The organism is Kitasatospora sp. NPDC038210, assembly GCF_055600605.1.
The window spans coordinates 1-24,956 of sequence record NZ_JBVJYK010000044.1; the positions used below are offsets into that span (position 1 = coordinate 1).

The 24,956-nt window shown below is 73.6% G+C and carries 27 protein-coding genes and 1 pseudogene; 16 read left to right on the forward strand and 12 right to left on the reverse strand.

Annotated elements, in window-relative coordinates:
• The first annotated feature begins 338 nt into the window (after window positions 1–338).
• Window positions 339–554 carry a hypothetical protein gene (locus tag ACZ7KX_RS40325; RefSeq protein ID WP_470330918.1) on the forward strand — a complete coding sequence of 72 codons (216 nt, stop codon included), beginning with the start codon at window positions 339–341 and terminating at the stop codon, window positions 552–554.
• Window positions 555–572: 18 nt separating this feature from the next.
• On the opposite strand, the gene ACZ7KX_RS40330 is transcribed toward ACZ7KX_RS40325, so the two are convergent.
• Complete coding sequence (locus tag ACZ7KX_RS40330; RefSeq protein ID WP_470330919.1) at window positions 573–1,262, reverse strand: alpha/beta hydrolase; 690 nt, start codon at window positions 1,260–1,262, stop codon at window positions 573–575.
• An 87-nt stretch (window positions 1,263–1,349) separates the two neighbouring features.
• Between ACZ7KX_RS40330 and ACZ7KX_RS40335 the strand changes: the two genes are divergently transcribed.
• On the forward strand, window positions 1,350–1,556 hold the full coding sequence (locus ACZ7KX_RS40335; protein ID WP_470330920.1) for a hypothetical protein: 207 nt from the start codon (window positions 1,350–1,352) through the stop codon (window positions 1,554–1,556).
• Window positions 1,557–2,109: 553 nt separating this feature from the next.
• A complete protein-coding gene (locus ACZ7KX_RS40340; RefSeq protein ID WP_470330921.1) occupies window positions 2,110–3,618 on the forward strand; it encodes an outer membrane protein assembly factor BamB family protein in 1,509 nt (502 codons plus the stop codon).
• A 74-nt stretch (window positions 3,619–3,692) separates the two neighbouring features.
• Here the strand turns inward: ACZ7KX_RS40340 and ACZ7KX_RS40345 are convergent, their stop codons facing one another.
• A complete protein-coding gene (locus tag ACZ7KX_RS40345; RefSeq protein ID WP_470330922.1) occupies window positions 3,693–4,220 on the reverse strand; it encodes a GNAT family N-acetyltransferase in 528 nt (175 codons plus the stop codon).
• A gap of 258 nt (window positions 4,221–4,478) precedes the next feature.
• On the opposite strand from ACZ7KX_RS40345, the gene ACZ7KX_RS40350 reads away from it, so the two are divergent.
• Together ACZ7KX_RS40350 and ACZ7KX_RS40355 are read left to right on the forward strand one after the other, a co-directional pair.
• Window positions 4,479–5,288, forward strand: coding sequence for an alpha/beta fold hydrolase (locus ACZ7KX_RS40350; RefSeq protein ID WP_470330923.1), 810 nt, complete (start codon window positions 4,479–4,481; stop codon window positions 5,286–5,288).
• Window positions 5,289–5,638: 350 nt separating this feature from the next.
• Window positions 5,639–7,033, forward strand: coding sequence for an alpha/beta hydrolase (locus ACZ7KX_RS40355; protein WP_470330924.1), 1,395 nt, complete (start codon window positions 5,639–5,641; stop codon window positions 7,031–7,033).
• 159 nt (window positions 7,034–7,192) lie between these two features.
• Here the strand turns inward: ACZ7KX_RS40355 and ACZ7KX_RS40360 are convergent, their stop codons facing one another.
• A complete protein-coding gene (locus tag ACZ7KX_RS40360; protein ID WP_470330925.1) occupies window positions 7,193–7,750 on the reverse strand; it encodes a hypothetical protein in 558 nt (185 codons plus the stop codon).
• A complete protein-coding gene (locus ACZ7KX_RS40365; protein WP_470330926.1) occupies window positions 7,747–8,889 on the reverse strand; it encodes a serine hydrolase domain-containing protein in 1,143 nt (380 codons plus the stop codon). Before ACZ7KX_RS40365 ends, ACZ7KX_RS40360 begins: the two co-directional genes overlap by 4 nt.
• An 803-nt stretch (window positions 8,890–9,692) precedes the next feature.
• On the opposite strand from ACZ7KX_RS40365, the gene ACZ7KX_RS40370 reads away from it, so the two are divergent.
• The 3 genes from ACZ7KX_RS40370 (at window position 9,693) to ACZ7KX_RS40380 (ending at window position 12,015) form a co-directional block, all read left to right on the forward strand.
• The gene (locus ACZ7KX_RS40370) at window positions 9,693–9,899 is read left to right on the forward strand and encodes a hypothetical protein (protein ID WP_470330927.1); all 207 of its coding nucleotides are present in this window, start codon (window positions 9,693–9,695) and stop codon (window positions 9,897–9,899) included.
• Window positions 9,900–9,907: 8 nt separating this feature from the next.
• A complete protein-coding gene (locus ACZ7KX_RS40375; RefSeq protein WP_470330928.1) occupies window positions 9,908–10,405 on the forward strand; it encodes a protease inhibitor I42 family protein in 498 nt (165 codons plus the stop codon).
• A gap of 227 nt (window positions 10,406–10,632) precedes the next feature.
• The gene (locus ACZ7KX_RS40380) at window positions 10,633–12,015 is read left to right on the forward strand and encodes a pyridoxal-phosphate dependent enzyme (protein WP_470330929.1); all 1,383 of its coding nucleotides are present in this window, start codon (window positions 10,633–10,635) and stop codon (window positions 12,013–12,015) included.
• 7 nt (window positions 12,016–12,022) lie between these two features.
• Here the strand turns inward: ACZ7KX_RS40380 and ACZ7KX_RS40385 are convergent, their stop codons facing one another.
• On the reverse strand, window positions 12,023–12,793 hold the full coding sequence (locus tag ACZ7KX_RS40385) for a TetR/AcrR family transcriptional regulator (protein ID WP_470330930.1): 771 nt from the start codon (window positions 12,791–12,793) through the stop codon (window positions 12,023–12,025).
• A 105-nt stretch (window positions 12,794–12,898) separates the two neighbouring features.
• On the opposite strand from ACZ7KX_RS40385, the gene ACZ7KX_RS40390 reads away from it, so the two are divergent.
• The 6 genes from ACZ7KX_RS40390 (at window position 12,899) to ACZ7KX_RS40415 (ending at window position 18,347) form a co-directional block, all read left to right on the forward strand.
• Complete coding sequence (locus ACZ7KX_RS40390) at window positions 12,899–13,915, forward strand: ATP-binding cassette domain-containing protein (protein WP_470330931.1); 1,017 nt, start codon at window positions 12,899–12,901, stop codon at window positions 13,913–13,915.
• Window positions 13,915–14,736, forward strand: coding sequence for an ABC transporter permease (locus ACZ7KX_RS40395; protein WP_470330932.1), 822 nt, complete (start codon window positions 13,915–13,917; stop codon window positions 14,734–14,736). Before ACZ7KX_RS40390 ends, ACZ7KX_RS40395 begins: the two co-directional genes overlap by 1 nt.
• A 69-nt stretch (window positions 14,737–14,805) precedes the next feature.
• Window positions 14,806–15,792 carry an aldo/keto reductase gene (locus ACZ7KX_RS40400; protein WP_470330933.1) on the forward strand — a complete coding sequence of 329 codons (987 nt, stop codon included), beginning with the start codon at window positions 14,806–14,808 and terminating at the stop codon, window positions 15,790–15,792.
• A gap of 146 nt (window positions 15,793–15,938) precedes the next feature.
• Window positions 15,939–16,553: a TetR/AcrR family transcriptional regulator gene (locus ACZ7KX_RS40405; protein ID WP_470330934.1), complete on the forward strand. Its 615-nt coding sequence runs from the start codon at window positions 15,939–15,941 to the stop codon at window positions 16,551–16,553.
• 208 nt (window positions 16,554–16,761) lie between these two features.
• Window positions 16,762–17,352 (forward strand): DUF4188 domain-containing protein, encoded by a 591-nt coding sequence (locus ACZ7KX_RS40410; RefSeq protein ID WP_470330951.1) that lies wholly within the window; start codon window positions 16,762–16,764, stop codon window positions 17,350–17,352.
• Between the two features lie 335 nt (window positions 17,353–17,687).
• Window positions 17,688–18,347 carry a C39 family peptidase gene (locus ACZ7KX_RS40415; RefSeq protein ID WP_470330935.1) on the forward strand — a complete coding sequence of 220 codons (660 nt, stop codon included), beginning with the start codon at window positions 17,688–17,690 and terminating at the stop codon, window positions 18,345–18,347.
• Between the two features lie 86 nt (window positions 18,348–18,433).
• Here ACZ7KX_RS40415 and ACZ7KX_RS40420 read toward each other — a convergent pair whose 3' ends face one another.
• Window positions 18,434–19,285 carry an SCO6745 family protein gene (locus tag ACZ7KX_RS40420; RefSeq protein ID WP_470330936.1) on the reverse strand — a complete coding sequence of 284 codons (852 nt, stop codon included), beginning with the start codon at window positions 19,283–19,285 and terminating at the stop codon, window positions 18,434–18,436.
• A gap of 281 nt (window positions 19,286–19,566) precedes the next feature.
• Between ACZ7KX_RS40420 and rpe the strand changes: the two genes are divergently transcribed.
• Both rpe and ACZ7KX_RS40430 read left to right on the forward strand, forming a co-directional pair.
• Window positions 19,567–20,250, forward strand: a complete 684-nt coding sequence (gene rpe / locus ACZ7KX_RS40425; protein ID WP_396550325.1) for a ribulose-phosphate 3-epimerase — start codon at window positions 19,567–19,569, stop codon at window positions 20,248–20,250.
• A 155-nt stretch (window positions 20,251–20,405) separates the two neighbouring features.
• A complete protein-coding gene (locus ACZ7KX_RS40430) occupies window positions 20,406–21,365 on the forward strand; it encodes a pirin family protein (protein WP_470330937.1) in 960 nt (319 codons plus the stop codon).
• 207 nt (window positions 21,366–21,572) lie between these two features.
• On the opposite strand, the gene ACZ7KX_RS40435 is transcribed toward ACZ7KX_RS40430, so the two are convergent.
• The 6 genes and pseudogenes from ACZ7KX_RS40435 to ACZ7KX_RS40460 all read right to left on the reverse strand — a co-directional run bounded on the left by ACZ7KX_RS40435 (window position 21,573) and on the right by ACZ7KX_RS40460 (window position 24,950).
• Window positions 21,573–21,713: a hypothetical protein gene (locus ACZ7KX_RS40435; RefSeq protein WP_470330938.1), complete on the reverse strand. Its 141-nt coding sequence runs from the start codon at window positions 21,711–21,713 to the stop codon at window positions 21,573–21,575.
• A gap of 71 nt (window positions 21,714–21,784) precedes the next feature.
• Entirely contained in the window at window positions 21,785–21,961 is a 177-nt protein-coding gene (locus ACZ7KX_RS40440) for a hypothetical protein (protein ID WP_470330939.1), read from the reverse strand.
• A gap of 154 nt (window positions 21,962–22,115) precedes the next feature.
• Window positions 22,116–22,271, reverse strand: coding sequence for a hypothetical protein (locus ACZ7KX_RS40445; protein ID WP_470330952.1), 156 nt, complete (start codon window positions 22,269–22,271; stop codon window positions 22,116–22,118).
• A gap of 18 nt (window positions 22,272–22,289) precedes the next feature.
• On the reverse strand, window positions 22,290–22,697 hold the full coding sequence (locus tag ACZ7KX_RS40450) for a hypothetical protein (RefSeq protein ID WP_470330953.1): 408 nt from the start codon (window positions 22,695–22,697) through the stop codon (window positions 22,290–22,292).
• Window positions 22,609–22,877: pseudogene (locus tag ACZ7KX_RS40455) on the reverse strand (hypothetical protein); the annotation flags it as partial. The pseudogene ACZ7KX_RS40455 and the gene ACZ7KX_RS40450, both read right to left, overlap by 89 nt.
• Window positions 22,878–22,925: 48 nt before the next feature.
• On the reverse strand, window positions 22,926–24,950 hold the full coding sequence (locus ACZ7KX_RS40460) for an oxidoreductase (protein ID WP_470330940.1): 2,025 nt from the start codon (window positions 24,948–24,950) through the stop codon (window positions 22,926–22,928).
• Window positions 24,951–24,956 lie beyond the last annotated feature (6 nt).

Genomic DNA, 24,956 nt, shown 5'->3' on the forward strand with positions numbered 1-24,956 from the left:
ACCAGCCGCCTGACCGCCAACCCGGATAGAACCGGGCAATACCTCCGCCCGAAACCGCTCGCGGCAGCGTAAATCGGTATCGAACACCCTCTCAGGCGGGCGGTGAAGTCGGTTCGGTGTGAGCGGATGTGACGACGCGCCAGGTAGGCCTTGGGTGGATCCATGGTGGAGCCTCCTTGTGCGGCGGCCCGGGTGGCTGCCGTTCGGTGACTCCAAGAGTGGTTGCTCCGGTCCCGATCGCGCATGTGCCGATCGGCAGGAATCCTGGGGGGAAGTGGCCGGGCCGATCCTGCCGAACGGCACTCCCGCCGGGACCGCTGCTGCGGAACCATGGCCGCATGACCGACATCGAGCCCACCGCGCCGCCCGCCGAGCGGCGCCGCACTCTCCTCGCCGCGATCCACCGCGCCGGCGGCACCTGGACCCGGCAGCGGGCCCGGGAGCTCTACCGGCCCCGGCCGGAGCCCAAGTTCGTCCGCCGGGACCTGCAGGCGCTCTGTGCGGCCGGCCTCCTCGTCCGCGTCCGGATCGGTGAGTACCGGGTGCCGCGGTGAGCGGGGCGACGGGGTTCGCTACGCCCGGGCCGGGAGTCGGGTGCAGACGGCTCCGGTGGCGAGGGCCGCGGGTTCGGCATCGAGAGCGGCGAGGGTGAAGGCGGTGGTGAGTGCGCTGATGTCGCGGGTCTCGCGGAGGAGGTAGTGGTTGCCGCCGGGGATCTCGTAGCGGGCGAGATCAGGGACGACCCGGCGGGCGCGCAGCGCGTACTCCAGCGACTGGGTGGCGTTGGCCGCGCTGTAGTCGCCGGTGCCGTGGACGATCAGCACCCGTCGGCCGGCCAGCTGGTCGACCGCGTCGCCGCTGGGCAGCCAGGGTGCGATTCCGGCGACGCCGACGACGGAGGGGTGTCCGGCGCACCAGAAGGCCGCCCGGCCGCCGAGGGAGTTGCCGATCAGGACCACCGGTGCGCCGTCGTACCGTCGGGCGAGCTCGTCGAGCGCCCACCGGGTGTCGACGGCGGTGTCGGCGTCGTCGCCGTTCCAGCCGCCGTAGCGGTAGCGCAGAACGTGGACGGCGAGGCCGTGCGGGCGGCCGCGCTCGGTGAGCTCGGTGGCGAGCTCCCGCAGGCCGAGTTCGGCGACCTTCACTGGTCCGCGGCGGCTTCGGATGAACCCGCCGGGCAGCAGCAGGGCGACGCCGTTGACCGGCCCTTCCTCCTGCCGCGGGGTGAGTTCTGGGGTGCGCTCACGGTGCGCTAGGAACACGCGGAATCCTCCCTGGGGTGTACAGGCGGATTCTACGGTTCCGGGGGTGGGGCCCGGTGCGTGAGCAGGCACGCCAGGATTCAGCCGGTGACCCCACTGCGCGTCACCATGACCCTGGCCCGGCGGGCCCCGAGCGGTGAGGTCCAGGTGCCGACCACCTCGACGACGTCACCGGAGCGGGCCAGCCCGACGACGGTGTTTCCGCCGGAGTGGTCGAGCCGGATGTTGGCGGCGTCGGCCGAGGCCTCCCACCAGCCCGCCCAGACCGCGGGCGGCCGTTCGTCGCCCGGGTGACCGTGGCTGGCACGAGCAGGATCGCGAGGGAGAGGATCGCTGCCGTCGCCCGGGCGGCCGCCACGGGGGCCTCGGCGGCGCGGTGCGCGCGGACGGCGGTGGCGGCGTGCCGGGCGGGGGAGTCATGTACAGCAGAACGAGCCGACCCTACGTGTGCGCACTGTCGGGCGTCGAGGCTCACCCGTTCGAGTGGGCGGAGTGGGGGAGCGGCCGCCCTCCGTCCACGGGGGAATCTTGCTCCCTTGTCGACCGGGGGAGCGCTCCGACCACGTCGTCCCGGCCTGGGAGACGTGGTGCGGGCCCGCGGGCAGGTCCGCGTGCTGCTCCGAGGAGGGGGCAGAGGGTCGGGCCGCAGGAAGTCGGGCGGGCCGACTTCCTGCTCCGCTGGTGGCGAGGAGCGAGTTCGTAACGATCACCCCATTCGGCGCCTCGCATGTGCAGGTGATGGCCGGGGTTTTCCCTGCTCTTTGTTTCGGATGACCGAGGGCTCTGCGACGATCCGATGATCGTCGTCCTGATGCGGTGGGCGGCGCGTCGCAGGGGAGAGAACGGCATGGCCGTTGGGCCCGAGGACAGCGTTGTCCGGGCGGGGTGGGGTGCCAGGTTCGCCTGGGACAAGGAGATCTGGATGGTGGTCGCCGGCGGGGTGCTGGGCGGCCTGTTCGCGACCATCGGGCTGGCCGCACTGCTCGGGCCGGCGAACGGGTTCGGCGGCGACAGCCTCGGATACCTGGGCATCATCAGCATCCTCGGGCTGATGCCGTGCGGCGGGGGCCTGGTCTGGGCGCTGATCCACCCCCGGCGCGGCTTCCCGGCGACCGCCGTCGGGATGCTGCTGGGGCTCGGGATCTTCTTCGCCTTCGCCGGTGAAGGCGTGGACGACGCCTGGAAGGCCCCGCTGGACCGGCCGTCCACGACCCGCGCGCTGGGCAGCTGGACGGCCGGGGACCTGGTGGTGCGGGTCCGCCCCGACCAGGTGGTCGCCTACCGCAGTGCCACCGGGGCCGTCGTGTGGCACTGGACGCTGCCGGGGGAGGACTCGGTGTGCGCGATGAGCCGTGGCGTCGGTGCCGGCACCGCCGGGCAGGGCTCCGTCGGGCTGATCGGCCACTCGCCGCACGACAAACCGTGCACGGCGGTGACCGCGCTCGACCTCTCCGACGGCAAGGAGGGCTGGACCACCTCCGTGGACGCGCCGGCACGGGACGGGGACGCGGCCACGCCGGACGTGGTCGCCGTCGCCGGCGGGCAGGCCGTCCTGCAGGAGAAGGACGGCTGGCGGGCGGTCCGGCTGGCGGACGGTGCGGCGGTGTGGCGCGGGACGACCGACGCCGGCTGCGCCCCGCTGCACGTCGCCGGCGGTGCGGCGGACGTGGTGACGGTCGCGCAGTGCGGCGCGGCGGCGCCCGTGCTGCGGTCGCTGGCCGCCGAGGACGGGCGGGAGCAGGCGCGCATCGCGCTGCCCGTGGCGGGCGGGCTGAAGAACCTCGCGGTGGTGTCGGTCGATCCGCTCGCGGTGTGGGTCGACGCCCAGGGGGAGCGCGGGACGCACGCGGTGCTCAGCTTCGACCGGGCGGGGCGGCCGCGGGCGTCGATCCCGGTGTCCGGGAGCGAGTACGACCTGGACGTGATGCTGGGCGGCCTGCACGCCTTCGACGAGTTCGACGCCCGGCCGCTGTTCGGCGGGGTGGTCGTCGGGGACCTGTTCGTCGTGCCGGGGGAGCGGCCCGGCGACGTCACCATCGGCAGTGGCAGGAACCCGGTCCGCAGCGCGACCGGCCGGCTGGTGGCGTACTCGCTCGCGGACGGCGGGCAGCGGTGGACGGCGGGGTTGGACGACCAGGTCTCGGGCCTGGTGGTGGACGGGACGTCGGTGTGGGCGATGACGCGCAACCGGATCACCCGGGTGGACGCCGCGACCGGACGGCGGAACGCCGAGCTGGACGTGAACGGCACGTCGTCGCTGTACCCGGTGGACCTGTCGGTGTCGGGGCCCAAGGAGTTCACCGTGGTCGCGGAGGACGGGACGCGGGACGAGCCGCCGGTGCGCGGGATGAAGTGAGGGGCGATCGGGCGTCGGCGGCGGCCCCCCACCGGGCCCGCCGCCGACGGCGTGGTCGGCGGTGCCGCCCGCGGTCAGCGGGAGTCGTTCCGGAAGTCCGGGTAGCCCAGGATGAGGACCTTCTCGGCCGGGTTCCGGACGTAGGGGATCACCTTGCCGGTGTCCTCGAAGCCGAGCCGTCGGTAGAAGGCCAGCGCGCGGCCGTTGCCCTCGTTCACGCCGAGGGTCAGCCACCGGACGTCGACGTGCTCCTGCGCGTGGCGGACGGTCGCGTTCACGAGGTCGGCGGCGGGGCCGCCCGCACCGCGGTGTCCGGGGGCGACGTAGACGGCGTGGACGTGCGCGGTGTCGGGCACGTGCGGGATGGGCTCGACCGCGGCCATGCCGACCCAGTTCCCGTCCTCGTCACGGACCGTGAACGTGGCGCGTTCCCGGGCGGTGGCCTCGGCGGCGGCGTGCTGCTGCCAGTAGCCGTCGGGGCGGGCGGCGGCGTGGGCGTAGGAGAGGCTGAAGGCGTCGGGGGAGTCCCGCAGCGCCTCCAGGGTGATCTCGCGGAGTTCCCGCCATTCCTCGGTGGCCATCCGGCGTACGACGTAGTGCATGCGCCGAGCCTGGCACGGGTGTGGGGTGGGCGGATCACGCGTGAGGATGATCTTCATCGCGGGCCACCCCGGTTCCGGGCTGCGGGCCGCTCCGGCTCGGGGCCGCGGGTAGCCCCGGTTCCGGGCCGCGGGCCGCTCCGGCGCGGGCCTCCCGGGCCGTCCGGCGCCGGGGAGCGCCGCCGCGACCGGCGGATCTGAGCCTTCCAGGCGGTTGTGTCAGGCTGGTGTGGGAGCACCGCGGAGATCGGGAGGCTCGTGATGGCCGAGATCAGCGTGAACGGGGTGGCGCTGCACTACGAGGCCCAAGGTGAGGGCCCCGGCGTCGTCCTGGTGCACGGCTCGTGGAGCGACGGGGACTCCTGGGCGCGGGTGATGCCGGGCCTGGCGGAGTCCGCCGCCGTCGTCGCCTACGACCGCCGGGGGCACAGCCGCAGCGAGGACCTGCTCACCCAGGGTTCGGTCCACGAGGACGCGGCCGACCTGGCCGGGCTGATCCAGGGGCTCGGCCTCGCCCCCGCCTTCGTCTACGGCGACTCCTACGGCGCGCTGGTCACCCTCCGGCTCGCCTCGGCCCGTCCCGACCTGCTCCGCGGGATCGGCGTGCACGAGCCGCCGGGCACCGGCATCCTGCTCGCCGACCCGGACCTCCGCCCGATCGGCACCGCCTTCGCCGACCGGATCGCCGCCGTCCGGGAACTGCTGGAGCAGGCCGAGTCCGCCGCGGCCGCCGAACTGTACGTGGACAGCCTCGCCTTCGGGCCGGGCGCGTGGGAGCAGCTGCCCGCGCCGATCCGGCACACCTACATCCGCAACGCGCCCACCTACCTGGACGAGCTGCGCGACCCGGACGCGCTCGACCTCGACCTCACCGGGCTGGCCCGGTACACCGAACCGGCGCTGCTCACCCAGAGCGACGACAGCGCGCCGATGTTCGGCGAGGTGCTGGACCTGGTCGACCTCGCCCTGCCGAAGGCGGAGCGGCACCTGTACACCGGCGCCGGCCACGCCCCGCACCTGTCGCAGCCAGAGGAGTGGGTGCGGGTGGTCCTCCCGCGCGTGCTGGTGTGAGGCGGACCGCCGCCGGGCCCGGGAGCTGAGCGCTCCTCGGGCCCGGCGGCCGTACCTCCCGGGCGCTCGGCGGCCGTGCGCCCCGGGTCCGGGCGCTCGACGGTGCTCCGACCGGCGCGACCGGCGCGACCGGCGCGACCGGCGCGACCGGCGCGACGGGTGCGAAGGGAACGAAGGGCGCGACAGCCCCGGCCGGCGCGGCCGACGGGGGTGGGTTCGTCCGCCTTCCGGGTGATGACGATTCGCCCCTGGACGAATCGCGGAGCCGACGCTCGCCAGTGAACTCCCTTGGGGCGCACGCTACTTCGGTGACCGCGTCCACACGGACGCGGCCGACCGGAAGGACGAACATGACGAGCACGCGTGGCCGCGTCGCCGCCCTGCTGGGAGCCGTCGCGGTGGTCGCCGGCACCACCCTGGCCACTCCCGCCCTCGCGGCGGCCGCGGAACCGGCCGGAGGCGGGGGCGGGATCTCCAGACAGGCGCCCTGTCCGGACGCGCCGGAGTTCACCTGCGGGACCCTCACCGTCCCGCTCGACCACAGCGGTGCCACGCCCGGCAGCCTCGACCTCGCCGTGGCGGTCGCCGGCAACACCGACGCCCCCAAGGGCGACCTGCTGTTCCTCACCGGCGGCCCCGGCCAGCCCGGTGTCCCGCTGATGAAGCGGATCGCGAGCAAGCTGGAACCCGTCCTCAAGGACTACCGCCTGGTCATGTACGACCAGCGCGGCACCGGGGGCGGCGCACTCCGGTGCCCCGGCCTGCAGGAGGACATGGGCTCCTCCGACCTCGCCGCGCCGCGCGAACAGTCGATCGCCGACTGCGCCGCCGCCCTCGGCCCCAACGCCCGCTACTACAGCACCGCGGACACCGTCGCCGACATCGACCTGCTGCGCCACGCCCTCGGCGACCGACGCCTCACCCTCGACGGCGTCTCCTACGGCACCTTCGTCGCGGAGCGGTACGCGCTCGCCCACCCGGCGCACGTGGCCCGCCTGGTGCTCGACTCGGTGGTGCCGCAACAGGGTTACGACCCCCTCGACCTGGCCGCGCTGCCCGCCAGTGCCCGTGTCCTGACGGCCGCCTGCCGGGCCACCGGCTGCACCACCGACCCGGCCGCCGATCTCGCCGCGGTCGTCCGGCAGTACGGCAACGGGGCGCAGATCCTGGACGCCCTCACCAGCTACGAGTTCACCGACCCGAACTACGGCGGCGTCGCGGAGGCGCTGCACGAGGCCGCCGCCGGGCAGCCCGCGAAGCTCCAGAGCTTCATCGACACCGTCCACCAGGGCGACGCCGCCCCCGCCGACCTGCTCAGCCAGGGACTGCACGCCGCCACCGTGTGCGCCGACGGCCACTTCCCGTGGGGCACCACCGACACCCCGGTCGCGGGGCGCGCGGCGGCGCTGGAGCGGACCCGGCAGCGGCTGACCGCCGAGCAGACCCGGCCGTACGACGCCGCGACCGCCACCGGGCTCGGCAGCCTGCTGGTCTGCCTGGACTGGCCGCGCGAGCCGGTGCCGCCGACGCCGTCGGCGCACCGCGAGCTGCCCGACGTGCCGGTGCTGCTGCTCGGCGGCGACCGGGACCTCTCCACGCCGAACGAGTGGCTGTACCAGCAGGCCGCGTCGGCCCACGACCCGCAGATCGTGATCGTGCCCGGGGCCGCGCACTCGGTGCAGACCCGGGCGGCGAACCCGGTCGGGCGGCAGGCGGTCTACGACTTCCTGCTGAAGCAGGGGTGAGGCAGCGGGGAGACCGGGGCCCGGGGAGACCGGGGCCGAGGACCCGGCGGCGGTCCGTGCCAAACGGGGGTGGGGACGGGGCGCCACCGGGCCTCCACGGACCGGACGGGCGGACCGGGCGCGGGCGGTCCGGCGTTGGCCGAACCGCCCGCGCCCGGCTCAGCGTTCGGCCGCGCCCCAGCCGTCGTCCGGCAGCGTGCGGTCCGGTTCGGGACAGTCGACGTGTTCGTAGCCCCACAGCATCGCCTTGTGCAGCACCCACTCCTCCAACGGCGGCTGGTCGTAGGCCTCCCGGTTGGTCAGGACCAGCTCCACCCGGACCTCCTCGGCCGGCGAGAACAGCAGGTTCCGCTGGTGCGGGAGGTTCTCGTACGTCACCGTCTGCCAGACGCACCCGGCGGCGGTGAGCGCGGCCGTCAGCTCGGCCTCGGTGACACGGGTGTCGAGCGTCACCGACTCGCCGCCCGGCCGCGGGAGTTCCAGCTCGCCGTGCCAGACCGGCAGGGACAGCGAATGGAGCTGCCGGCAGCGGCAGAACACCGTCTGCACGTCGCCCCAGCCGAAGCCGTGCGGCCAGCGGTTGTCGCGGCGGATCCGGCCGCCGTCCCAGGGATCGCCGTAGCGGGCGGCGAGTTCGGGCAGCGAGGCACCGTGGCGCAGGTCGCCGAGGCCGCCGGTGGAGACCAGGCCGGTGAGGACGGTGAGGAAGTCCGTCATCCCAGGCACCCGCGGACCGCGTCGATCAGCCGGTTCGCCCGGGCGTCGCCGTGGCCGATCATCCGGTTGGCGACGTAGGCGAAGCCGACGCCGAACTCGTCGTCACCGAAGGCGAACTGGCCGCCGGCGCCGTCGTTGCCGAAGCTGCGCCCACCGAGCAGCGGACGGAACGCGGGGGAGTCGAGCAGCACGCCGGAGCCCCAGCGGGCGCCCATGTCGAAGCCCAGGAAGCCCGCGCCGGAGGAGACTTCGCGCACCGCGTCGGTGACCGTGTCGGGGGAGAGCAGCCGCTCGCCGCCGTCCAGACCGGTGACCGCCGCCGCGTACAGGCCGGCCAGCCCGGTGGCGGAGGCGACGGCACCCGCGCCGGGCAGCTCGATCGCGTGCAGGGCCGGGTCGTTCCAGCCGTGCGGCACGTCCAGGCCGGGGAAGACCAGCGCGCCGTTCATCGTCACGATCCTGGTGAGCAGGTGCTCCGGGCCGGGCATCGGGCGGCGGCCCTCGGCCTCCACCAGCCTGGCCAGGCGAGGGAGTTCGCTCTCCGGAAGGCCGATCCAGACCGGCAGGCCGAGCGGCTCGGCGAGCTCCTTGCGCAGGAACGCCCCGGGGGTCAGACCGGTGATCCGGCGGATCACCTCGCCGACCGCGAAGCCGAACACATGGCCGTGGTACTCGTAGGTCGTGCCCGGCTCCCAGAGCGGTTCCTGGGCCTCGATCGCCCGGATCACCGGCTCCCAGGCGGCGACCTCCTCGAAGGGGAGCACCGCGTCCAGCGCCGGCAGGCCGGCCCGGTGGCCGAGGACCATCCGGGTGGTGACGGACTGCTTGCCGTGCCGCGCGAACTCGGGCCAGTAGCGGGCGATCGGCGCGTCCAGGTCGAGTCGGCCCTGCTGGGCGAGCAGGTGCGCACAGATGCTCACCGCGCCCTTGGCGCACGAGAAGACCGGCACCACGGTGTCCTGCGTCCAGGCGCGGCCGGTGCGCTCGTCGGCCGTGCCGCCCCACAGCTCCACCACCTTGCGGCCGCCGGCGTACACCGTGACGGCGGCGCCCAGCTCGGGGAACTCCTCGAAGTTGGCGGCGAAGACGTCCGCGACTGCGCCGTAGTGTTCGTCCGCCCACCCCTGGTACTGCTGCATGGTGCGTGTCTGCCCTTCCCTGGCCAAGATCACCGACCGGTCCACGGTACGGCGTCGGCGAGGCCGCGACGAATGATTTGACCGGGGCTGGGGCGGGTGGGACAAATGTGACGGTCCGACATGCCCTCATACTCCGAGGGGACCTGTTGGTACAGCGGGTTCTGCCGGCCTCCCGCGGTCGGTACTGCGGTGTCGAGGTGCGACGGCGCAGCGGTGTCGAGGTGCGACGGTGCAGCGGTGTCAAGGTGCGACGGTGCAGCGGTGCTCCGGGTCCGCACTGTGCTGTCCGGCGGTCCTGGGACCGAAGGGCCGGACACCGGGGGAGGAACAAGAGCGACGACCGTGCCGGAACGGGCTTCGGCGCCCATCCGGCGAAGCCCGGGGCCGCAGGGTTGCCGCTGCAGCACCGGGGGGTGTGACGGTGCACAGCGCGCACGCGAAGGCGAAGGACGGCATCAAGTCGATCTTCGACGCGGCGGTGAAGGCCGAGACCGCCGGCCGCGCGGCCGCCCGCGAGCTGAACGCGCTGGCGGGCAAGGCGCTGGCGGGCAAGTTCACGAACAAGGGCCTGGGCGCGGCGGACAAGCTGGTGCTCGTCGACGCCGCCGTGGACGGCAGGCGGGAGTACGGCGGCATCCTGACCGGGGCCGACGTGACCCGGGCCGCCCAGTTCATGGACATTCGCCGACGACGAGATCGGCGCGCACACCGGCGCCGGCTACAAGAACGTCGACCTCGACAGCCGGGACCAGCGCCAGAACGCGCTGGCCGAGATCGAGCGGAAGGTCGACGAGGGCAAGCCCGTGCCGATCTCCGTGGACAGCGGCCACTGGTACCAGTCCGGCAGCCACCAGATGGTGATCATCGCGCACCGCGGTGACCTGCTGGAGCTCTACACTCCGTGGGGCGCCACGGTCTGGGTCAGCGAGAGCGACTTCGTCGACAACCACATGCAGGGCGCGTCCGACGACCGGTTCCCGGCCGTGTCAAGAGTCCGAATGCCCAAGTGAGGCCTGAAGTGACCACCCCACAGCCCCGGCGCGGCCGTGTGACGCGCCGCCGGATCCTGCTGGCCCTGACCGCGGTGCTGGCCGTCGCGATCACCGTGGGCGCGGTGGTCGTGCACCGGATGACCACCGGCAGGCTCGACCACGGCACGGTGTTCGGTGCGACCTCGGAGCGGCTCACCGTCAAGCCCGGCGAACTCTTCTCCATCGAGGTGTTCGGGTACCAGGGGTCGCGCGACGCCTGGGCGGTGTCCGACCCCGGTCCCGACCCGGCGGTCGTGCGGGCGTCCGGGGACGAGTACGTCGACGACGTCGGCATCGAGGACCTGGCCGCCCACGTCTTCGTCGGTTCCCTCGGCTCGGGCGGCCACTACTACTTCACGTTCCGCGCCCAGAGCCCGGGCCGGACCACCGTCACGCTGCACGACGGGGCTCCCAGCCACGGGGGCGGGAAGTTCGCCCACGGCTCCGACCGGACCGAACGGCAGTTCACCGTCGACGTCCGCTGACCCCCCCCGGGCAGCGGAGGTACCGCCCGCGGTCGGGCCGGGAAGGTGGCGCCCCGCTCTCGGACCGTGGAGCGGTCACCGCCGGGGGCAGGAGGCGGCCGCTTCCCCCGGACGGGGGAGGGGCGCGTCGGGACGGCTAGCGGAGCGCGGGTGTGGGCAGGCTCGGTCGGAACGTCCGCACACGCCGCACCGGACGGCACGAGCCGCACCGGACGAAGGAGCCCAGGATGACCGCAGTGCACGAATCCGTCCTCGACGCGATCGGCGGGACGCCGCTGTTCCGGCTCGCCCGGCTCGGTGCCGGCCTCGCCGCGCCGGTGTACGCCAAGGCCGAGTTCCTCAACATCGGCGGCAGCGTCAAGGACCGCGCCGCGCTGTCCATGATCCTCGCCGCCGAGCGGGACGGGCTGCTGAAGCCGGGCGGGACGGTCATCGAGGCGACCTCCGGCAACACCGGCATCGGCCTGGCCGTCGTCGGACGGCAGCGCGGGTACCGGGTGATCGCCGGGGTGTCCGACAGGTCGGCCGCCGAGAAGTCGGACATCCTGCGGGCGTACGGCGCGGAGGTGGTGCTCGCCCCGACGGCCCTGCCGCGGGAGGACCCGCGGCACCTGTTCAACGTGGTGCAGCGGCTCGCCGAGGAGATCCCCGGTGCCTGGCTCGCCAACCAGTACGACAACCCGGCCAATCCCGATGCCCACGTCCGGACCACCGGCCCCGAGATCTGGGAGCAGACCGGCGGCCGGGTGACCCACTTCGTGGCGGGCGTCGGCACCGGCGGCACCGTCACCGGCACCGGCGGCTACCTGAAGCAGGTGTCCGGCGGCACGGTGACCGTCATCGGCGCGGATCCGGAGTCCTCCTCGTACGGGGGCGGGGACGGCAGCCCCTGGTACGTCGAGAGCATCGGGCACTTCCTGCACCCCGATACGGTCGAGGACCGCCAGCCGCAGGCCTACCGCCCGGAGGTGGTCGACTCCTTCGAGCGGATCCCGGACCGCGAGTCGCTGCTGACGGCGCGCCGGCTCGCCCGGGAGGAGGGCATCCTGGCCGGCCCGTCCTCGGGCGCCGCGGTGGCGGCGGCGCTGCGAGTGGCGCGGCGGCTGGGCCCGGACGACCTGGTGGTCGTGCTGCTGCCGGACTCGGGCCGCTCGTACCTGTCGAAGGTGCACAGCGACGCGTGGATGCGGGAGTGGGGCTTCCTGGAGGAGCCGGGGGAGACCGCGGTGCGGGAGGCGCTGGCGGCGGCCGGCCCGCTGGTGGCGGTTCCGGCCGACGCGACGGTCGGCGGGGCGGTGGAGGCGCTGCGCGCCGTGCCGGGCGGCGTGGCCCCGGCGGTGCTGGCGCGGGCGGCGCGCCCGTACGGGGTGAGCGCGACCGAGGTGGTGGGCTCGGTATCGCGGGAGGTGCTGGTGGCGGCGCTCGCGGACGGCGGTGCGAAGCCGGGCGATCCGCTGGGCGCTCTGCTCGGGCCGGCGCTGCCGACGGTGGGCGTCGGGCAGTCGGCGGCCGAGGCGCGGGCGGCTTTCGCGGGCGGGCACCCGGCCGTCCTGGTGCTGGTGGACGGGCGGGTGGCCGGGATGCTGCCGGGCGAGGCGGTTGTGGCCTGACGGACAGTCAGGAGTCTTGCGCGGGGGTCAGGATGGCGGAGATCACCCGGTCCAGGGTGCGGTCGAAGGCCTTGTCCGGATCGGCCGGTGGGCCGGCGGTGGCGAACGCCTGGGCCAGGTGCGGGAAGTCGCCGCTCGCTGCCGCCTGGCCGAGGTAACCGACCAGCTCCGCCTGCCACTTGGCGCCCGCGGCCGCCGTCTGTTCGTACTGGGCGAACTGGGTGATGAACCCGTTGAACAGCGCCATCGCCTCCATCCGGGCCCCGCCGCCCAGGGCGGTGGGGGCGGTGACGGCCAGGAAGTGGTCGGTGTAGCGCAGCGCGTTGGGGCCCAGGCTGGGGCGGGCCAGCAGCAGTGCGGGCAGCCAGGGGTGGCGGCGGGAGATGCCGAGCTGCTGGCGGGCGAGGTCGGTGAGGTCGGCCCGGACGTCGCCGCTCGGCGCGGGCGGCAGTCGGTACTCGCCGGTGACCGCGTCGAGCATCAGGTCGAGCAGGTGCTCCTTCTTCGGCACGTAGTTGTAGAGCGACATGGTGCCCGCGCCGAGCGCCGCCGCGACCCGGCGCATGGAGACCGCGTCCAGGCCCTCGGCGTCGGCGATCCCGATGGCCGCGGCGGCGATCGAGTCACGGCTGTGCGCCGGGCGCGGGCCGCGGCCGGTGCGCTCGGGGCGCAGCCAGATCAGCTCGGGCGCCTCGGGGGGAGTGGGCCTGCCCGGCTGCTGCGGCGCGTCGGGGCTCTTGTGGCTCTCGGAGCCGGTGGGGGGCTTGCTGGACGGCACTGGAAGATCACCTCGCGCTCCCATCTTAGATACGTACGGCGTACGTAGTACGATGGCGCCCGCACGCGCTTCTACGTACGCTGTACCTAGAGAAGGGGCAGAGCCATGTCCGACACCAACCGGCCCGCCATCGAGATGGCGGGCGTGGAGAAACACTTCGGTGCCACCCGGGCCCTGCGCGGCCTCGACCTCAGCGTCCCGGCCGGCACCGTGTGCGGCCTCCTCGGCCCCAACGGCGCCGGCAAGAGCACCGCCGTCCGCGTCCTCGCCACCCTGGTCGCCCCCGACCGGGGCACCGCCCGCGTGGCCGGGCACGACGTCGTCCGCGCCGCCGAGGACGTCCGGCGCTCCATCGGCCTCGCCGGGCAGCACGCGGCCGTCGACGAGGGCATCACCGGCCGCGACAACCTCCACCTGCTCGGCCGGCTGCACCGCCTCGGCGCCCGCCGGGCCCGGGCGCGCGCCGACGAGCTGCTCACCCGCTTCGACCTCGACGAGGCCGCCGACCGGCTGGTGCGCACCTACTCCGGCGGCATGCGGCGGCGCCTCGACCTCATCGCCAGCCTCGTCACCAGCCCGCCCGTGCTCTTCCTGGACGAGCCGACCACCGGGCTCGACCCGCGCAGCCGGCAGGAGATCTGGGACACCGTCAAGGGGCTGGCCGACGACGGCACCACGGTGCTGCTCACCACGCAGTACCTGGAGGAGGCCGACCGGCTCGCCGACGACGTCGTGGTCGTCGACCACGGCGCCGCGATCGCCACCGGGCCGCCGGACCGGCTCAAGGCGGCGATCGGCAGCCAGGTCTCCGTCACCCTGGCCGATCCGGTTCAACTCGCCCACACCGCCGTGGTGTTGTCCGCGCTGACCGGAGGTGATGCGCAGGTGGACGTGGCCGGGCGGACCGTCACGGTACTGACGGCCCCGAGCGTGTCCGTCCTGCTGCCCTCGCTGGTCCGGGAGTTGGACGGTGCGGGGGTCGTCGCCGAGGACGTCGCGGTGCGGGCGCCGTCGCTGGACGACGTCTTCCTGGCGCTGACGGACCGGGCGGCCGGGCAGTCCGTCGGGGGTGCGCAGTCCGCCGGGGGTACGCAGGCCGCCGAGGCCGGGAGGGCTGCCTGATGGCCACCGTCGCGTACCCCGCTCCGCGCCCGTCCGACGTAGCCCGGCTGGTCTCCGACACCTGGACGTCGATGCTGCGCATCCTGCTCAACTACCGTCACTCACCCGGCCTGTTGGCCGCCTCGCTGGGCGTCCCGGTGATCATGGTGGTGGTCTTCGGATACGTCTTCGGCAGCGCCATGCAGGTGCCGGGCGGCGGCGACTACCGGGAGTTCCTGATGCCCGGCCTGTTCGCCATGGTCGCCACCAACGGCGTCATGCCCACCATGGTCGGCGCCGCCCGCGACGTCGGGCGCGGCGTCACCGACCGGCTGCGCTCCATGCCCGTCTCGCGCACCGGCCTGCTGCTCGGACAGACCCTCGCCGACCTGCTGGTCAGCGTGGTCGTCCTGGCCCTGATGGCGCTGGTCGGGCTCGCCGCCGGCTGGCGCGCCCGGCACGGGCTCGCCGACACCGCAGGGGCGTTCGCGCTGCTGCTGCTCTTCCGGTTCGTGATGACCTGGGTCGGCACGCTGCTCGGCCTCGTCGTCGGGAAGGAGGAGGCCGCCGGTCAACTCGCGGTCGTGGTCTTCCCGGTGGCGATGGTCACCAACGCCTACGTGCCGACCCTCGGCATGCCCGGCTGGCTGCGCGCCGTCGCCGACTGGAACCCGATCAGCTCCGTCGTGCAGGCCTGCCGGGAGCTCTTCGGCAACCCCTCGGCACCCGGCGCCGCCTGGCCGATGCAGCACGCCGCGCTCGCCGCACTGCTCTGGAGCGCCGTACTGCTCGCGCTCTGCATGCCGCTCGCCGTACGGAAGTTCGCCACCCACGGGCGGTGACCGGGGGGCTCCGGCACGCCCGTGGAATGTGCTGGACAGCGGGGCCGGTGTGGACTTGGGTGGGGCGCCATGGAGTACACCCGCCTCGGCCGCACCGGCCTGACCGTCTCCCGCCTCTGCCTCGGCACCATGAACTTCGGCCCGCACACCGAAGAAGCCGACGCCCACCGCCTCATGGACACCGCCCACGAACGCGGCATCAACTTCTTCGACACCGCCAACGCCTACGGCCGTGACAGCGAGGGCAACCTCAAGGGCCGCACCGAGGAGATCATCGGCCGCTGGTTCGCCCAGGGCGGCGGCCGCCGCGAGCGCACCGTCCTCGCCACCAAGGCCTACGCCGACATGGGCGACTGGCCCAACGAGGGCAAGCTCTCCGCGCTGGCCGTCCGCCGGGCCGTCGAGGCCAGCCTCCGCCGGCTGCAGACCGACCACATCGACCTCTACCAGATGCACCACATCGACCGGGCCACGCCCTGGGAGGAGATCTGGCAGGCGATGGAGGTCCTGGTCGCCCAGGGCAAGATCATCTACGTCGGCTCCAGCAACTTCGCGGGCTGGCACATCGCCCAGGCCCAGGAGGCCGCCCGCTCCCGCCACTTCCTCGGCCTGGTCAGCGAGCAGTCCCTCTACAACCTGCTCGACCGCACGATCGAGCTGGAGGTCATCCCCGCCCTCCGGCACTACGGCCTCGGACTCATCCCGTGGTCCCCGCTGCGCAGCGGCCTGCTCGGCGGCGTCCTCCGCAAGGAGCGCGAGGGCACCCGCGGCCGCAGCGCCATGGGGTACGCGAGCGAACTCCTCACCAAGCACCGCGACCGCATCCAGGCCTACGAGGACTTCGCCGACGAACTCGGCACCGACCCGGCCGACCTCGCCCTGGCCTGGCTCCTCTCCCGCCCCGCCGTCACCGCCCCCATCATCGGCCCCCGCACCGCGGCCCAGCTCGACACCGCCCTGGCCGCGCTCGACCTCACGCTCGACCGGAAGACCCTGGACCGCCTCGACGAGCTCTTCCCGGGCCACCAGCCCGCCCCGGAGGACTACGCCTGGTGACCCCCGCGCACCCTCCCGGGGCCCCGGGGCGCGTCCGGGCCCCGGGCAGGGTGCCGGCCCCGGCCACCCGGTGAGGGCCGGTCACCTGCCCGGCGGGGTCGGCCGTACGGGGGTGGGCGCCGGTCGGCTGTGGTAGCAAGGCAGGCATGAGTGAGACGCGGGAGCGGGGGGCGTACCACCACGGGGCGTTGCCGGAGGCACTGGTGGCGGCGGCGTTCGAGGTGCTGGACGAGCAGGGGCAGGAGAAGGTGAGTGTGCGGGAGGTGGCGCGGCGGGCGGGGGTGTCGGCGGGCGCGCCGTTCCGGCACTTCGCCGACCGGCAGGCGTTGTTGACCGCGTTGGCGGACCGGGTGCTGGCGGACTTCGTGCGCTGGCAGGAGGTGCAGGTGGCGGCCGCCGGGCCGGACGGGGGGTCGGTGATGCGGGCGACCGGCCTGGGATTCGTCCGCTACGCGGTGCGGCACCCGCGGCGGTTCGAACTGGTGCGCTCGCGGGTGTTCACGGCCTCGCGGGAACCGGAGCTGCGCGAGCAACTGGACGGGATCGACCGGGCGTTGACGGATGTGATCGTCGCGGACCAGGAGGCCGGCCGGCTGCGCCCCGGGGATCCGGCGCTGGTCGGCCTGGCCGGGCAGGCGCTGGTGTACGGGCTGGCGCAGATGATCGTGGACGGCTACCTGCCGGCGGAGAAGGCGGAGGAGCTGGCCGCGCAGGTGCTCGACACCTTCGGGCAGGGTGTCGCCAACCGGCCTGCGCAGTAGCCGAATTGTGGCTGTGACGAGCATTGACCGGGCCATCGCGCGCTGATGTAATCGCTGATTACATGCGGTTCGGGTGCGGCGCGGGGAGGCCGGGATGTCCACGGGGTCGACGGGCTCGACGGAGGAGACAGGACCGACGCGGAAGACCGCGAAAGCCGGGGCGACTGGGGCGACCGGAAAGGCCGGGGCAACAGGAGCGGCCGGTTCGCTGTTCGCCAAGCCGCTGCGGGGCTACACCACCGCCGGCGCCACCGGCGACACCGTGGTGCTGCTCATCGGCATGCGGATCAACCGGTTCTGGGCCGTGCACCACTGGGGCCCGGTGATGTTCGCGATGTTCCGGATGCTGTACGAGCTGCGCCGCGGTTCCGAGCGCGGCGCCGAACGCGGGCTCCTCGGCCGCATCCTGCTCACCGCCTCGCCGCGCACCTACTACGTCGTCCAGTACTGGGAGTCGAAGGAGAAGCTGTACGGCTACGCGAGCGCGCCGGACGGCTTCCACCACACCGTGTGGGGCATCGCCAACCGCAAGCTGCGCGAGGGCAAGGCGCGCGGGCACGTCGGGCTCTGGCACGAGACGTACATCGTGCCGGAGGGCGGGTACGAGTCGATCTACTTCGACATGCCGCCCTTCGGCCTGGCCGGCGCCACCGGCGCGCTCCCGGTGGAGCAACGCGGACGGCACGCGGCGCAGCGGCTGGCCTACCGGTCGAGCGAGAGCGGCGGGGCGGGGGACACCGCCGGTGCCGGGAAGCGGCTCGGGGACGCGGCGGTCGGGGACGGCGCGACGGGCGCGTAGGTGGCGGTGGTCGGCGAGTCGGGCGAGTCCGGCCCCATGGTGACCGCCAGGTAGATCCACGGCGCGACGACGATCAGCGCGCCCGCCGCCAGTACGGCCAGTACTCCCAGGACGACCTTCATCGCCGCTGCCTCCCACGTCCTCGGCTGTCCTTGTCCACGACGGGCCCGTGTCCACGGCGGGGCCAGGTCCACGGCGTGACCCACGTCCACGGCGTGACCACGTCGTGGTCGCGCCGCGACGACGCTACGGAAAGCCGCAGGTCGGACGCCTGAGTACGGGTACTCAAGAGTGTCGTGAGTCGGTCGGTCGCCCCGGCGTGAGAGCGTCGGGGGATGGTGGATCAGGGCAGCGCCGCGAGGCCGGCGCGGGTGGTGCACGAGGTGCCGTACCGGGCGCAGTGGGAGTCGCCCGAGCTGGTGCGGGAGATCGTCGACGGGCGGCTGGACGCGTCCGCGGACCCGCGTTGGGGGCAGTCCGGGGCGGCCGGCCCGGAGGAGTACGCGTGGTGGTCGTGGCGGCTGTGCGGGGTGGCCTGCCTGCGGATGGCGCTGGAGCACTGGTGGGGCGTGACGCCGACCGCGATGGCGCTCGCCGGTGAGTGCGTGGCGGCCGGCGCGTACGTGCGGGACGGCGACAGCCTGCACGGCCTGGTCCACGCACCGTTCGCCGACTACGTCCGGCGGCGGTGGGGACTGGCCGCGCAGGCAAGGGAGTTGACGCCCGAGGAGGTGTCGGCCGAGGTGGCCGGCGGGCGGCTGGTGATGGTGTCCGTGCACCCGTCGATCCGGGAGCCGGGCGGGCCGGAGCCGGTGCGGCGCGGCGGGCACCTGGTGCTGGCGGTCGGCGCCACGGACACGGCGCTGCTGATCCACAACCCGTCCGGTTTCCCGGGGGAGTCGCAGGCCTTCGCGCGCGTGCCGTGGCGGTCGTTCGGGGCGTTCTACGCCGGGCGGGGGATCGTGCTGGGGCCGCCCGAGGTCCGCGCACCGTAGCGGCCCCGCGGGCGGCAGCGGCCCGGCAGGCGGCAGCCGCTCGGCAGACCGAGAGGAATGCCGACCGCCACGGGCCGGCGGCCGGCCTACACGCTGTCCGGCAGCCCCGCCGGGTTGACCGGCAACTGGCTGCGACACAGCGCCGATATCGGCTTCAACGCCGCTGCCAGCCGGTCGAGTTCGGCGCGCGGGTAGTCCTCCCACACCCGGGTGGCGGCCAGGTCGGTGGCCGCCTCCAGGGCCTGGTGCCGGATCCGGCCGAGCTCGGTCACCGAGCCCTCCGCCGTCAGCCAGCCGCGTTCGACCAGGCGACCGGCGGCGGCCTCCCACTCGGCGTCCGTCCACCCGCGCAGCGGCTGGATCATCTCGCGCCGCATGTCCATCGCGCAGCGGACGACCAGGGCCTCGCAGCCGTCCAGCCCGGCCGCGACCAGCGCGGCCACGTGGCCGTCCCCGCGGTGCTCGCGCATCACGGTGGCGGCCTGCCAGAGCCGCTCGTACAGGCCGGTCGGCCGGGGGAGCGCGGCGTTGGCAGCGGCCAGCACCCGGCCCGCGCAGTCCAGCCGGGACGCGGCCTGCTCCAGGGTCTCGGCGACCAGCTCGACCTGGTCCGGGTCCACGTGCTCCAGCAGCCGGGCCAGCGTCGCCGCCGAACCCTTCAGCCGCGCCACCAGCGCCTCCTCCGGGCTCGCGAGCGTCCACACCTCCGGCAGCGCGCGCTCGACCATCGCCGGGGAGAAGTTGAAGAACGCGGCGACCACCGGTGCCGCGTCCACCGCGCCGAGCGGGGCCGAGCGGCTCGCGAAGTAGCCGTGCAGGCGGCCGTGCAGCCCGGCCTCCTCGAAGGCGGCGCGCCCCTCGGGCAGGAAGTAGGTGACGGCGTGCACCGGCTCGAAGAGCCACCACAGGGCGCGGGCGGGGTGGACGAGATCGGTCATCGGAGACCTTCCTCGGACGGAGCTCCGGGCGGGAACGGGAGCTCGACTGGTCGGGACGGCCCGGCAGGTGCCGTGACGGCCGCTGGCGCGGACCGCTCGGGCGGGCGCGTGGACCGCTTCCAGGGCTGATGACCACCGCGGCGGCCCCGGTAACCCCGGGCGGGGTGTGATGACGGTCACGCGCGGGAGGCGGTGTGCGGCCGGTGGCCGTGCGGCACGAGATGATGGGGCGAGGTGCCCGTTCCCGGGGCGCCCCAGCCCTCATGTGAAGGTAGTCGGTCATGGCCCAGATCAACCCCAGCATCCTGTCCGCGGACTTCGCCCGGCTCGCCGACGAGGCCGAGGCCGTCCGGGGTTCCGACTGGCTGCACGTGGACGTCATGGACAACCACTTCGTGCCCAACCTGACCCTGGGCGTCCCGATCGTCGAGTCGCTCGCCCGCGCCACCGACATCCCGCTGGACTGCCACCTGATGATCGAGGACCCGGACCGCTGGGCCCCCCAGTACGTCGAGGCCGGGGCCGGTTCCGTCACCTTCCACGTCGAGGCCGCCGCCGCGCCCGTCCGGCTCGCGCGCGAGATCCGCGCCAAGGGCGCCCGGGCGTCGATGGCGCTCAAGCCCGGCACGCCGATCGAGCCGTACGAGGACCTGCTGCCCGAGCTCGACATGGTGCTGATCATGACCGTCGAGCCCGGCTTCGGCGGCCAGGCCTTCCTGGACATCATGCTGCCGAAGATCCGCCGCACCCGGGAGCTGATCGCCAAGCACGACCTGGAGCTGTGGCTGCAGGTGGACGGCGGCGTCGCCGCCGGCACCATCGAGCGCTGCGCCGAGGCCGGCGCGGACGTGTTCGTGGCCGGCTCGGCCGTGTACGGGGCGGAGGACCCGGCGGAGGCGGTCCGCAAGCTGCGGGGGCTCGCCGACAAGGCCTCGGCGGACGCCTGGTGGGCCTGCGCGCACTGAGCCGCCTGGTCCACCGGGCGCCGGATCCGTCGGGCGCCTGATCGCCGCACAGCCGGATGGCCGGGCGCGGGTGGAGGAACGTCGGACCGTGATGGATGATCGGTGACGACGAACCCCTCTCCGCCCGGCCTCCCTCGTACGGTGGTGGAACCGCGATGAGCAACCTCGACCTCAAGCCCGCCCCGACCACCTGCGGCCGCGAGGCCAGCACCGGGCCGGTGAAGGATCTGCTGACGGCCCGTCAAGTCCCGCTCGGCGGGAGCACGGTGGTGCGTCGCCTGCTCCCCAACCTCGGCCGCCGGATGGTCGGCGCCTGGTGCTTCGTCGACCACTACGGACCCGACGACATCGCCGACGAGCCCGGTATGCAGGTCCCGCCGCACCCGCACATGGGCCTGCAGACGGTCAGCTGGCTGCACCAGGGCGAGGTGCTGCACCGCGACAGCCTCGGCAGCCTGCAGACCGTCCGCCCGTACGAACTGGGCCTGATGACCTCCGGCCGGGCGATCTCCCACTCCGAGGAGTCCCCGCGCCCGCACGCCCGCTACCTGCACGGCGCCCAGCTCTGGGTCGCCCTCCCGGAGGCCGACCGGCACACCGCGCCGGCCTTCGAGCACCACCCGGACCTGCCCGTCGTCACCGCCCCGGGCCTGCGCGCCACCATCATCCTCGGCACCCTCGACACCGCCACCTCGCCGGGCACCACCCACACCCCCCTCGTCGGCGCCGACCTCGCCCTCACCGGGGGCGCGGACCTCCGCCTCCCCCTCGTCCCCGACTTCGAGTACGCCGTCCTCGCCATGTCCGGCCGCGTCGACGTCGACGGCGTCCCCGTCGAACCCGGCTCCATGCTCTACCTCGGCTGCGGCCGCCCCCACCTCCCCCTCCACGCCCGCACCGACGCCGCCGTCCTCCTCCTCGGCGGGGAACCCTTCGACGAGAAGATCGTCATGTGGTGGAACTTCATCGGCCGCTCCACCGAGGACATCGCGCAGGCCCGCACCGACTGGATGACGGGTACCCGCTTCGGCGAGGTCCACGGCTACGCCGGCGACCGCCTCCCCGCCCCCGAACTCCCCGCCACGCCGCTGAAACCGCGCGGACGGGCGCGCTGACCTGGGGTTTCGCGCGGCGGGCGGGAGGGCTGCGGAGAGGGCGTTCCCGCCTGCCGCCGCTTATCCGGAGGGCGATGGTTCAGACCCCTGATGGGCTCGATCCGGACGGCCGTCGATTCTCGGGTGCGGCCATCTGTGGGCAGCTTTAGTCGGGCCAGTGCTGACTGAATGCTGACTTTGCTGACTGATCGTCAGGCTGCTGGAGTGCTACACGACGGGGTCCGCCCAGCGCGCGAGGCCGGTGGCGGTCCGGTCCAGGTCGTCGGCCGCCTCGGTCCGCTGCTTCGGTGGTCGTTGCGGATGCTCCAGGTCCGTCCCGAGCAAGCTGGAGTCAGTGTACGAAGGCACGGCCAAACACTGCGCCGACGCCGGCCGCACCCGGACCATTGCCACCAGCGGCATCGCGGCTGTCTGTGTGGTCAGGGCAGCAGCTGCAGCAGAGCGGCTGTGGGCCGGGGAATCCGGCTGATCACCGAGCCGATCAGCGTGCCGACGGAGACACCGAACATGGCGGACACGGCGGCGAGCACGGCGTATGCCCCGCCGCCGACCTCGATCTGTGCGGTGTTCAGCAGGCCGAAGGAACCAGGCCCCACGATCCAGAACGCGGGAAGGTGCAGTGCCTGCCAGGACGAGCCGCGCCGGCCAGGCCGCCCACCGCCGCGCAGTTGGCGGAGGCCACCGTCACCTGGACGGCAGCGCTCACCGCGACGATCCACGGGATGGCCGGCGGCGGCATGTTGACGTTGATCACAAGCCCGGCCACGGTGTTCCGGCGCTGGCCGCGCCTGCGGCGATCTCCGACAGCCCGGTCACCAGAAGACCGCCCGGCAGCAGGACCGCCAGGGTGGCGACGATCGTGCGCAGCGGCCCGTCCAGCAGGGAGGCCCGGACGGCTCCCCGCACGAGAACGGAGACGAGGAATCAGGCGGTGACCGGCAGCAGTGGCTGCAGCAGCGGCAGTCGGCGAGCCGTCATGGTGAGGCCCACCACGATCAGCGAGCCGATCGCGGCGGCGAGGACGTTCACCGCCACCGGTTGCAGGTAGAGGCAGAGCCCCACGCCGACCGGCAGCATCCCAAGGTCCGCGACCCAGGCGGGCCAGCGGGCCAGCGTGGCGGATCGCGTCCAGGTCGCGCGGCGCCTGGTGTCCTTCGAGTCCGCGCGCGTAGGAGTGCACCGCGTCGAGGATGTCGGCCGTCTGCTCGAAGCGCAGTGGGGGTCGACGGGCTCGAACGCGGTTGCGTCGTCCGCGCTCAGCGCGACGAACAGCCCGGTGGTCAGGGCGGCGACCCGCACATCGGCCGTCGGCGGCGCTGAACTCCCGGACATGGTGGAAGTCCTTGAAGACCCGCAGCGCACCGCACAGGATCGCGGCGGTCATGGGCTTGCCGGGGTAGGGCTTGAAGGCGACCGAGGCGACCGGGCTGGTAAAGACGACGTCCTCGGCCTCCATGGCCTCCGGGGCCGCGTGGTCCCCGGTGCCTCGACGGCTCGGCGGAACGGGTGCATCCGCAGTTCTCCCCTGCAGCCGGCTGATCGGCTGGTGTGAGTCGCGTCCTACAGGGCCGCTGCGAGGCGGGTGCCCTGGTCGATGGCGCGTTTGGCGTCGAGTTCGGCGGCGGCGTCGGCGCCGCCGATGAGGTGGACGGTAATGCCCCGGGCGTCGAGCTGGTCGTGCAGTTCGCGGTTGGGTTCCTGGCCGGTGCACAGGACGACGTTGTCGACGGCCAGGAGTCGGCGGGTGCCGTCGACCAGGTAGTGCAGGCCCTCGTCGTCGATGCGGTCGTAGACGGCGCCGGAGACCATGGCGACGCCGCGGCGCTTGAGCTCGGTGCGGTGGATCCAGCCGGTGGTTTTGCCCAGGCCCGCGCCCACCTTGGTGGTCTTGCGCTGAAGCATGGTCACTTTGCGCTGGGACGTGCGACGTTCGGGGTCGGTGAGTCCACCGGGGCCGCGGTGGTCGGCGTCGACGCCCCAGCCGGCGAGGAAGGCGTCGATGTCGTGGGCGGCGTCGTTGCCGGGGTCGGTGAGAAACTCGGCCACGTCGAAACCGATGCCGCCGGCGCCGAGGATCGCCACATGCCTGCCGACGGGGGCCTTGTCGCGCAGCACGTCCAGGTAACCCAGGACCATCGGATGGTCGACACCGGGCAGGTCGGGAATGCGCGGGCTGACGCCCGTGGCAAGGACGATCTCGTCATAGCCGCCTGCGGCCAATTCCTCGGCGCAGACCGCGGTGCCGAGTCGGACTGTGACCCCGGTCGCGTCGAGCCGGTGACGGAAGTAGCGCAGCGTCTCGTCGAACTCCTGCTTGCCGGGCACCTCGCGGGCGACGGTGAGCTGTCCGCCGATCTCGTCGGCGGCGTCGAAGAGAGTGACGCTGTGTCCGCGCTCGGCCGCGCTCACGGCGAAGGCGAGCCCGGCCAGGCCCGCGCCGACGACGGCGAGGTTCTTGCTGTGCCGGGTGGGGGCGAGGACGAGCTCGGTCTCGTGGCAGGCCCGGGGGTTGACCAGACAGGAAGTGATCTTCAGTGCGAAGGTGTGGTCCAGGCACGCCTGGTTGCAGCCGATGCAGGTGTTGATCGCCTGGGGGGTGCCGGCCGCCGCCTTGGCGACGAAGTCGGGATCGGCCAGGAACGGCCGGGCCAGCGAGACCATTTCGGCGTGTCCCTCCGCGAGGAGTTGCTCGGCCTTCTCCGGCGTGTTGATCCGATTGCTGGTCACCAACGGCACCGCCACCTGGCCCATCAGCTTCTTCGTGACCCAGGTGTAGGCGCCGCGGGGCACCGAGGTAGCGATGGTGGGAATGCGGGCCTCGTGCCAGCCGATCCCGGTGTTGATGATGCTCACCCCCGCCGCCTCGACCGCCTTGGCCAGGGTGACGACCTCGTTGAAGGTCGAGCCGTCCGGCACCAAGTCCAGCATCGACAGCCGGTAGACGATGATGAAATCCTCGCCCACGGCCTGACGTATCCGTCTGACGATCTCGACCGGGAAGCGCATGCGCTGCTCGTACGGTCCGCCCCACCGGTCGGTGCGCTGGTTGGTGCGGCGGGCAATGAACTCGTTGATGAGGTAGCCCTCGGAGCCCATCACCTCCACGCCGTCGTACCCGGCCTGCCGAGCCAGGACCGCGCAGCGGACGAAGTCCTCGACGGTCTGCTCGACCTCGGCCTCGGTCAGCGCCTGGGGCACGTACGGACTGATCGGTGCCTGCACCGCGCTGGGCGCGACCAGCTCCGAGTGGTAGGCGTAGCGGCCGAAGTGGAGGATCTGCATCGCGATCTTCCCGCCCGCCGTGTGGACAGCCTCGGTGACCACGCGGTGCTGTGCCGCTTCCCCGGCGGTGGTCAGCATCGCCCCGCCCGGGTAGGGACGGCCGGCTCTGTTGGGGGCGATACCGCCGGTGACGATCAGACCGGCACCGCCCCGGGCGCGTTCGGCATAGAAGGCGGCCAACCGCTCGAAGCCGCTTGGCGCCTCCTCCAGCCCCACGTGCATGGAGCCCATCAGGATCCGGTTGCGCAGTGTCGTGAAGCCCAGATCGAGGGGCTCCAGCAGATGGGGATACATCGACCGCATTCAAGG